Annotated in this window: 1 protein-coding gene; it reads left to right on the forward strand. The window is 59.3% G+C overall.

Annotated features, from left to right (window positions below; all coding sequences use genetic code 11):
* Window positions 1-47: 47 nt before the first annotated feature.
* On the forward strand, window positions 48-231 hold a 184-nt coding region (locus Q4563_RS23060), incomplete at its 3' end, for a hypothetical protein (RefSeq protein WP_303606208.1).

The following is a 231-nucleotide window of genomic DNA, read 5'->3' on the forward strand; positions in this document are numbered from 1 at the left end:
GTTTGTCCCCGTTCAGCACCGCCGGACTGCTTCTCTCTGCGACCCTGATGCTGAGTGGCTGTGCCGGTGACGACGACGACGCCCAACCCATTGCAGAAGGAGCCTATGCGGTACAAACCACCGCTGCCGACTACAGCAGTGGCCATGTTGCCATCGGCAATATCACCGGCGACCGCAGCGTCCAGCAACAATTATTCAGCGACACCAACACCAACTACACCATCACCAGCG

Source organism: Gilvimarinus sp. 1_MG-2023 (assembly GCF_030548285.1).